The sequence below is a fragment of the Pseudonocardia sp. KRD291 genome (assembly GCF_019263595.1).
Classification (GTDB): Bacteria; Actinomycetota; Actinomycetes; order Mycobacteriales; family Pseudonocardiaceae; genus Pseudonocardia.
Genome location: NZ_JADQDD010000284.1, coordinates 1 through 7,818 on the forward strand (window position 1 = coordinate 1; position 7,818 = coordinate 7,818).

General features: G+C 75.3%; 7 protein-coding genes. 2 read left to right on the forward strand and 5 right to left on the reverse strand.

From position 1 onward, the window contains the following. Positions 1 to 287: 287 nt before the first annotated feature. The 3 genes from I4I78_RS27140 to I4I78_RS27150 all read right to left on the reverse strand — a co-directional run bounded on the left by I4I78_RS27140 (position 288) and on the right by I4I78_RS27150 (position 2,661). The gene (locus tag I4I78_RS27140) at positions 288 to 1,391 is read right to left on the reverse strand and encodes a quinone-dependent dihydroorotate dehydrogenase (protein WP_218614342.1); all 1,104 of its coding nucleotides are present in this window, start codon (positions 1,389 to 1,391) and stop codon (positions 288 to 290) included. 20 nt (positions 1,392 to 1,411) lie between these two features. Next, positions 1,412 to 1,783 (reverse strand): RNA-binding S4 domain-containing protein, encoded by a 372-nt coding sequence (locus I4I78_RS27145; RefSeq protein WP_218614343.1) that lies wholly within the window; start codon positions 1,781 to 1,783, stop codon positions 1,412 to 1,414. Between the two features lie 77 nt (positions 1,784 to 1,860). Continuing rightward, positions 1,861 to 2,661 (reverse strand): SDR family NAD(P)-dependent oxidoreductase, encoded by an 801-nt coding sequence (locus tag I4I78_RS27150; RefSeq protein WP_218614344.1) that lies wholly within the window; start codon positions 2,659 to 2,661, stop codon positions 1,861 to 1,863. Between the two features lie 88 nt (positions 2,662 to 2,749). Between I4I78_RS27150 and I4I78_RS27155 the strand changes: the two genes are divergently transcribed. Further along, positions 2,750 to 3,625 (forward strand): diacylglycerol kinase family protein, encoded by an 876-nt coding sequence (locus tag I4I78_RS27155; RefSeq protein ID WP_218614345.1) that lies wholly within the window; start codon positions 2,750 to 2,752, stop codon positions 3,623 to 3,625. A 10-nt stretch (positions 3,626 to 3,635) separates the two neighbouring features. Here I4I78_RS27155 and I4I78_RS27160 read toward each other — a convergent pair whose 3' ends face one another. Then, on the reverse strand, positions 3,636 to 4,457 hold the full coding sequence (locus I4I78_RS27160; protein WP_218614346.1) for a 2-keto-4-pentenoate hydratase: 822 nt from the start codon (positions 4,455 to 4,457) through the stop codon (positions 3,636 to 3,638). Positions 4,458 to 4,492: 35 nt separating this feature from the next. Continuing rightward, on the reverse strand, positions 4,493 to 6,517 hold the full coding sequence (gene malQ, locus I4I78_RS27165; protein WP_308252383.1) for a 4-alpha-glucanotransferase: 2,025 nt from the start codon (positions 6,515 to 6,517) through the stop codon (positions 4,493 to 4,495). Positions 6,518 to 6,867: 350 nt separating this feature from the next. Here malQ and I4I78_RS27170 point away from each other — a divergent pair. Then, positions 6,868 to 7,818: hypothetical protein (locus tag I4I78_RS27170; protein WP_374225926.1), on the forward strand; the 951-nt coding region annotated here is incomplete at its 3' end.

Consider the following 7,818-nt stretch of genomic DNA (forward strand, 5'->3'; position numbering starts at 1 on the left):
AATGGGAGAGGGCCCGTACAGAGTGATCTGTGCGGGCCCTCTCCTTTTTTGCGTTGTGCTGATTGTGGTGCGCGGTGCGCGGTGGGCGTCACGGAATGGCTGGTTGCGGGTCCGGAAGGTGCCGCCCGGTCTGTTTCCGGCCCGGGGTGTCGCGCCGAACGTCACGTAACGGCGCTCAGGCCGACCATTACGTGACAGCCGGACATCTGTTGCCGGCCGGGTCGCTGGCGCATGTCCGGGTTCGTACGCACCTCCGGGCCCATGGGCGCGTCCGGGTGGAGCCGCTCTCAGAGATCGGCGCCGACGGCGTCGGTGACGCTGCGGTGGCCGTCCGCCCGCAGGAGGGCGGCCAGCTCGCGGTTGAGACGCGACGGCCAGAACAGCCCGCCGTAGACGAAGGCGGTGTAGCTCTGCACCAGGGCGGCGCCGGCGCGGATCCGGCGGTAGGCGTCGTGGGCGTCCTCGATCCCCCCGACCGAGACCACCTCCTGGCCCGCGGACAGGCGCGAACGCAGGCGCCGCAACACTTCCGCGGACCGGTGCGCGAGGGGACGTCCGGAGATCCCGCCGGCGCCCATGGCCTCGACCTGCGCCACGGGGGTGGACAGGCCGTCCCGGGAGACCGTGGTGTTCGTGGCGACCACCCCGTCGAGGCCGAGCCGGACCGCCAGGTCGGCGACGGCGTCCACGTCGGCGTCGGCGAGATCGACGGTGATCTTCACTAGGAGCGGGACGCGGATGCCTCCGGGGAGGTCGTCGAGCTCGGCACGCACCGCCGTCAGCAACGGCTCGAGCACGTCGACCTGCTGCAGGTCGCGCAGGCCCGGGGTGTTCGGCGAGCTGACGTTCACCACCACGTAGTCGGCGAACGGGCCGAGCAGGCGGGCGCTCGTGCGGTAGTCGGAGACGGCGTCCCCGGCCGGCACCGCCTTGCTCTTGCCGATGTTGACGCCGAGGACCGGGGCTCCCGGCTCCGGCCGGGCGCGCAGCGCGGCGAGCCGCGGGGCGACCGCCGGGGCCCCGGCGTTGTTGAACCCCATCCGGTTGATCAGCGCGCGGTCGTCGACGAGGCGGAACAGGCGCGGTGCCGGGTTGCCCGGCTGGGCCCGTCCGGTCACCGTCCCGATCTCGACCGCCCCGAACCCGATCCGGCCGAGCGCCGTCACCCCGTGCGCGTCCTTGTCGAACCCGGCGGCGAGGCCCAGGGGTGAGGCGAAGTCCAGGCCCAGGGCCCGGGTGCGCAGAACCGGGTCGGACGGGGCGAGCGACGCCCCGAGCCGGGGACCGAGCACGGGTGCGGCGCCGACACCGCGGATCAGGCCGAAACCGAGCCGGTGCGCGGTCTCCGACGGGATCCGGCGCAGCACGAGACGGAACAGGGCGTCGTACATGCCCCCATCCTCACAGGCGCTCAGGTGGTGCGGCGGGAGAGGCCCAGCTGGTCCAGCACACGCCGGTCGCGCTTGGTCGGGCGTCCCGCACCGCGGTCGCGGCGGGCGTAGACGGGCGCTGGCCCGGCCGGCTCCGGCGGCGTGTGGTCGATGTAGCACTCCTGTGCCACCGGCGCACCGACCCGCTTCTCGATCACCTTCGTGACCTCGACCGTCCGCGTCCTGTCGTAGACCCGGGCCCGGACCCGGTCGCCCGGGCGGACGGGTGTCGCCGGCTTGGCCGGGTGGTCGTTGACGCGCACGTGCCCGCCGCGGCACGATGTCGCGGCGTCCGAGCGGGTCTTGGCCAGACGCACCGACCACAACCAGCGGTCCACGCGGGTCGAGTCCATCGGTCCATCCTGCCACCCGCGGCGGGTTCCGCGAGCCCTGTCGGGGAGCGTCCTGTTGGTCGTGCACGGTGCCGGGGTCAGTAGTGCACGGTGCCGGGCGACCCGCCGCCCGCGGCGACGGCGTCCCCGTTGACCGCGACGCTGCGCGGTGACGCCAGGAACGCGACCACGTCGGCCACCTCCTGCGCGGTGGTCATCCGGCCGATGGTCGTCGTGGCGTCCAGCTCGGCGCGCACCGTCGCCTCGTCGACCCCGCGGTCGCTCGCCCGGTCGGCGATCATCCCCGGGATCCGCTCGGTGACGGTCAGGCCCGGGTGGACGACCGTCACGTTCACCCCGCGCGGCCCGAGCTCCTGGGCCAGCGCCGCGGTCATCGACGCGACCGCCACGTTGCGTACCGACCCGACCAGCGACGTCGACTTCCGGGCGTTGAGTCCGCTGATGTTCACGATCCGGCCCCACCCCTGCGCCGTCATCAGCGGGGCGACGGCGCGGGCGCACCGCAGGTAGCCGAGCAGCTTGGTCTCCAGCTCGACCCGCACGTCGTCGTCGGTGAGCTCGTCCAACGCCGGGAGCGGGCCCGCACCCGCCGGACGTGCAGCCGCGTTGACCAGCACGTCCACCCCGCCGAGACGGTCGGCGACGGTGGCCACCATCGCGCGCACCGCGGCGTCGTCGGCGGTGTCGGCGGGGACCGCGACCACACGGCCGGGCCCGGCCCCCTCGACCTGTGCCGCGGCCCGCTCCAGGGCGGCGGCGTCGCGCGCCACCAGGGCCACGTCGGCTCCCTCCGCGGCCAGCGTCGTCGCCACCGCCAGGCCGATCCCGCGGCTCGCGCCGGTGACGATCGCACGCTTCCCACCCAGTTGCAGATCCATGACCGCCACGGTGCCCGAATCCCGGGCGTCCGGCACCGGGTGCCGGGCGGTACGGGCGGTTCGTGCGGTCCGGCCTAGGCTGCGCGGTGTGGCCGAGACCGTGGACTCCGTGCTGATCGTGTTCAACCCGGGGAGCACCGGTGACGCGGACACGCTCGCGCGCCGCCTGCGCGGTGAGCTGGCCGCCGTCCGGCCCGAGCTGCCGGTCGAGCTCCGCCCCACCGAGTACGCCGGGCACGCCCGCGACATCGCCCGCGAGGCGGCGTCCGGGCCGGGCCGGCCGCTGATCGTCTCGGCGAGCGGCGACGGCGGCTACAACGAGGTCGTCAACGGGATCATGGACGTCCCGGACGCCGAGGCCGCGGCCGCGGTGCTGCCCGCCGGCAACGCGAACGACCACGACCGTGTCACGTCCCGGCGCCCGCTGCACGACGCGATCCTGGACGGCCGCACCGAGCAGATGGACCTGCTGGCCCTGACGCTCGGCGACGCCCCCGTCCGCTACGCCCACTCCTACATCGGGTTCGGGCTGACGCCGGTGGTCGCGCTGCAGATCGAGGAGGGCGGCAAGGGAACGGTCCGCGAGATCGTGTCCACGTTCCGCTCGTTCTGGGCCTTCACCCCGTTCCGGCTCCGCTTCACCGACGGCAACGTGCGGCGCGTCGACAACCTGCTGCTGGCCAACATCTCGGAGATGGCGAAGGTGGCCGAGGTGTCCGAGGGCCGCCCCGACGACGGCCGCTTCGAGGTCATCCTGATGGAGCACCGGCCCAAGTGGAGGGTGCTGTTCACCGCGGTCCGCGCGGCCGTGCGCGGGCTCGGGCCGCAGCCGACGGCCGAGGACTTCCGGTTCACCGCGCTGGACCCGATGCCGGTGCAGATCGACGGCGAGGTCGACGACGTCGGCGCCGACACCGCCGTGCAGGTGCGGATCGCCGCCGGGGTGCTGTCGGTCATCCGGTAGGGACGACCGTTCAGGCCGGCCTGCCGAGGGTGAACGCGACCTCGCCGAGGACGCCGTCGTCGCCGAACGTCGCGCGGACCGCGTCACCGGCCGCGATCGGTACCGGGACGGTGGTGGTCCCGGTCGTCACGACGCTGCCCGCCTCCAGCCGCAACCCGTAGGAGGGCAGGGCGTCGGCCAGCCAGGCCAGTGCCGTGCGCGGGTCGCCGAGAACCGCGGCGCCGCTGCCCCGCGCGACCTCCTCGCCGTTGATCCACAGGGCCGTGCACGTGGAGGACAGGTCCAGGTCGCGCCAGCCGGCGATCTGCGCTCCGAGCACGAACCGGCTCGCGCACGCGGCGTCGGCCAGCAGCTGCGGAGCGCCGGCCGTCTCGAACGCGGCGAACCGTGAGTCCGGCAGCTCGACCGCGACGTGCAGCGACGCGACGGCGTCGAGCAACGCCGGCACCGACGAGCCCGGCTCGACGGTCTCGCGCATCCGGAACGCGAACTCCGCCTCGGCCACGGCCATGTGCAGGTCGTGCGCGGGCACGACGTCGCCGGGGGCGTGCCGGAACCGCTCGAACAGCAGGCCGGGCAACGGCTCGTCGACGCCGATGTGCGCCTGCCCGGCGGGCGCGGTGGCGGCCAGCTTCCAGCCGTAGGCCGGCCCGGCGCGCTCGGCGAGGCGCTGCTGCGCGGCGAAGCCCTCGGCCAGGGTGCGCGGCTGCAGCAGCTCCGGCAGCGACGTGATGCGCTCGCCGGTGGTCCAGGCCTGCCACAGGGCCCCGGCGGTGCCGTCGGCTCGGACCAGGTCGACGGCGTCGAGCTCCGGGTCGTGCGGTGCGGACATCCATCGGATCCTGCCAGGTCGTCCCGTCCCGCCGGCTACCCCCGGTGCGCGCGCATCACGGCCGCGACACGGGCCACCCGCGGGTCGGCGAGTGCCTCCTCCAGCGTCACCGGCAGCGGGATCCGCCAGTTCGGGTACTCGTCGACGGTGCCGGGCAGGTTCGGCTGCCGGGTCTCGCCGAGCACGTCGTAGAGGGAGGCCAGCGCCAGCCGGCACGGCGCGGACGCGAGCAGCGCGTGCATCGCGACCACGATCTCGTCCTCGGGCGCGTCCGCCGACGTCAGGTGGCTCTCGTCGACCAGCAGTCCGACCAGCTCGGCCCGCTCCGCGGCGGCCTTCGCGCGTTCGCCGTCGACGTCGTCGAGCAGGCCCAGCTCGGCGCGCACCCGCACCTGCTCGCCGCGCAGGAAGCCGGGCGCGGTGGGCAGGTCGTGGGTGGAGATCGTGGCCACCGACCCCTCCGGCCACCGGGCCGGCGGGGTGATCGGGCCGTCGTCGCCGCCGGTCTCCGGGTCCGGGTCGCGGGAGAACCAGAGCACCGTGGAGCCGAGCACGTGGTTGTCCGCCAGCGACGCCCGGACCTCCGGCAGCACCGTGCCCAGGTCCTCGCCGACGACGACGGCGCCGGCCCGGTGCGCCTCCAGCGCCAGCACGGCGAGCATCGCGTCCGCGTCGTAGTAGACGTAGGTGCCCCGGTCGGCGGAGCGGCCCCGCGGGACCCACCACAGCCGCCACAGGCCCATCACGTGGTCGATCCGCAACCCGTCGGCGTGCGAGAGCAGCGCGCGCAGCATGTCCCGGAACGCGGCGTAGCCGGTCGCGGCGAGGCGGTCCGGGCGCCACGGCGGAAGGCCCCACGTCTGCCCGCGCTGGTTGAACGCGTCCGGCGGGGCACCGACCGAGGCGTCCAGGGCCAGCACGTCCTGCAGGGCCCAGGCGTCGGCGCCCTGCGGGTCGCACCCCACGGCCAGGTCGTGGATCACCCCGACCGGCATCCCGGCCGCGCGGGCCGCCGCGCGGACGTCGGCGAGCTGGGCGGCGACCTGCTGCTGCACCCAGCCGTGGAACGCCACCCGCGGCGCCAGCGCGGCCCGCTCCGCGACGACGGCGTCCGAGCCGGGGTGGCGCAGCCCCTCCGGCCACTGCTGCCAGAGCCCGCCGTGGCGTTCGGCGAGCGCGCAGAACGTGGCGAACGCGTCCAGGTCGGGGTCGGCGCCGTCCGGCCCCGGGCGCCCGGCGGCGCGCCAGAGCGCCTCCAGCGCGGAGCGCTTCGCCGCCCACACGCGGTCGTGCGCGATCCGGTCGCCGGACGGCTCCGGCCGCAGGGCGTCCACCTCGGCGCGGGTGGCCGGGTCGGCGGCCGCGTAGGCCGGCAGGTCGGTGACCCGCAGCGCGAGAGGGGTCGCGAACCGCCGGCTCGACGGCGTGTACGGCGAGGGCTGCACCGGCGGGACCGGAGTGATCGCGTGCAGCGGGTTGAGCAGCACCGCCCCGGCGCCCTGCTCGCCCCCGGCGACCCGGACGAAGTCGGTCAGGTCGCCGAGGTCGCCGATGCCCCACGAGCGGGCGGAGTGCAGGGCGTAGAGCTGGAGCATCCACCCCCACGTCCGCGGCGGGTCGGGCAGCGCGGGCGGCGCGACGACGACGGTGCTGCGCGCCTGCCCGGCCTCCAGCGCGTACCAGCCCGGTTCCAGACCGGCCGGGATCTCACCGTCGACGTCGTGGCGGGTGCCGTCCTCGGCGGTCAGGACGCCGCGGCCGGGGATCGGCCGCGCGCGGTCGGTGCGCATCCCGATCGTCGGCGGCACGGTCGTCGCGGATGCCTTCTCCCGGGCGTGGGCGAGCGCGGCGCGGCGGGCCTGCGGGGTCGTCATGTCCACCTCGAGGAGCTCCAGCACGTCGATCACCACGTCGGCGTCGACGTGCACCTCCCGTCGGGCGCCGTCGAGGTAGGAGACGGCGACACCGTGCGCGTCCGCGATCTCGGCCAGCTCGGTGTCGATCCTCGTCCCGCTTGCGTTCCTGTCGGTGTCGGTTCTCGTTCCGCCTGCGTTCCTCACGGTGTCGATCCTCGTTCCGCTTGCGCTCCTCTCGGTGTCGGTGCTCGTTCCGCCTTCGCTCCTCTCGTGGTCCCCCCGGGTTCCGGGCCCGCCGTCGTCGCTCATGCGTCGATCCTGGCCGATCTCGCCACCGTCCGCCGGGCGGTCCCCGACGGACGTGCTGAGCTGCACGGACGCGACACGCGGGCCGCGTTCACCCACACCGGTCACCGGTCACCGGGTGCTACGGTGCGTCGCCGGATGTGCCGGCCGGGAAGCGGTTCCGGGCCGGTGTACCGGGTTCGTTCCGGCCCGATCTGCGACGACGCGAGAGCCGGGCGTCCGTTCTTCTCCGGCGGGAGGAACTCCAGATGACGACGTTGGCCCTGCTGGGGCTGTTGGTGGTGTTGCTGGTGGCCATCGGGATCGCCGCTTTCCTGTTGCGGGGGCGCAAGCGCGACGACGAGGTCGACGCGCCTGCGGAGGAGCAGGCGGAGCCGCCTCGCACCGTCCGCGACCTGGTGAACCGCCGTCGCGGCCTGGCCGAGGGCTCCACCGGCGACGGTGAGGCCGCCGGGGGCGTCACCGGTGAGATCGGGACCACCTCCACGACCGGCGGCGCCGGGACGGCGACGGTGGGCGACGACGGGTCCGGGAGCGACCCCGCCGAGCGCCGGTCCTCCGACGGCGGCTCGACCGCCGACGACGTGATCGATGACGACATGGCCGACGTGGACGGCGCGTCCGATATGGACACCGCGCCCGATGTGGACACTGCGGTCGATGTGGACACCGCGGCAGCGGCGGCTCCGGCCGGTCCCACGACCGGGGCGGACCGGGGCGCCGAGGAGAGCGGGAAGCCGGACGCCGACCCGGACGCGGTGGCCGGCGCGACCGCCCCCGCGACCGCGACGACGTCCGCCGCGACGGTGTCCGACCAGGACACCGCGGCGCCGGCCAGCGGCCGCGCTCTCTCCGATGTGGACTCCGGGCCGGTCGGCCCGCCGTGGTCGCGCGGGTTCGTCGACGGCCGGCCGATCGAGCCACCGCCGCCCGCGGCCCCGCGAGGGGCGCGGCCGACCCCGCACGTCCGTGCGGCCCCGGGGACGGGCGCCCCCGTCGGGTCCGGCACCACCACGACCGGCGAGCAGCCCACGGAGTCGCCCGTCGTGTCACCCGCCGCGACATCGCCGCAGTCGCCGGAGACGACGCCGACCGACACGACGCCGACCGACACGACGCCGACCCACACACCGGCCGGCGAGAGCGACCCCGACAGCGGGACCACCACCCCGGCGACCAGCACCGGAACGGCGGCCACC

What these genes read in the sequence shown, in the direction of transcription:
- I4I78_RS27140 (WP_218614342.1), bottom strand. Translation starts at nt 1,391, where the DNA reads ATGTACGACGCCCTGTTCCGTCTCGTGCTGCGCCGGATCCCGTCGGAG.
- I4I78_RS27150 (WP_218614344.1), bottom strand. Translation starts at nt 2,661, where the DNA reads ATGGATCTGCAACTGGGTGGGAAGCGTGCGATCGTCACCGGCGCGAGC.
- I4I78_RS27160 (WP_218614346.1), bottom strand. Translation starts at nt 4,457, where the DNA reads ATGTCCGCACCGCACGACCCGGAGCTCGACGCCGTCGACCTGGTCCGA.
- I4I78_RS27145 (WP_218614343.1), bottom strand. Translation starts at nt 1,783, where the DNA reads ATGGACTCGACCCGCGTGGACCGCTGGTTGTGGTCGGTGCGTCTGGCC.